Source organism: Campylobacter gastrosuis (assembly GCF_030249845.1).
GTDB classification, from domain to species: Bacteria; Campylobacterota; Campylobacteria; order Campylobacterales; family Campylobacteraceae; genus Campylobacter_A; species Campylobacter_A gastrosuis.
Map to the genome: position 1 here is coordinate 1 of NZ_JANURM010000059.1, position 576 is coordinate 576.

The window sequence follows — 576 nt, forward strand, 5'->3', positions numbered from 1 at the left end:
AACAAACCAAAAACAAAGAATTAGAAACTAAAATCTCTGCTATAACTGCCAAATATGATGAGCTAAAACAAAAAGTAGATGAAAAAGAACTTTTAACAATTAAAATTTTAGAAAAAGACGTAATAATAAAAGAGCTAGAAGTCAAAAAACTTGAAAAGGATTTAGACTACAAGCACTCTGATTTAAAATCAATAAATAAAAATATTGAAATTTTAAACACTCTTAAAAAAGATCTTGACGATAGTCTAAAAGCACAAAATTCAGCTTCAAAAAGGCTAAAAAACCAACTCTCATTTAGACTAGGTGCTGCTATTTTAACATGCAAAAAATCTCTTTTTGGCTATATAAAACTACCATTTGTGTTAAGCTACGTGTATGATGAGTATAAAAAAGACCAACTTACCTATCAGGATAAAATCAAGAAAAATCCAAAATTAGCCCTGCCAAAACTGCAAGATTATCCAGATTACAAAGAGGCTTTAAAGATAAAAGATAGCCTTGAATACAAACTAGGCGAAGAGTTTATAAAGGCTAGCAAAAACTGGTATAAGGGTGGATTTGTGAAATTTATGTTTA

Annotated in this window: 1 pseudogene; it reads left to right on the forward strand. The window is 28.8% G+C overall.

The features are described from left to right. A pseudogene (locus tag NYG85_RS12075) lies at window positions 1-576 on the forward strand (hypothetical protein); the annotation flags it as partial.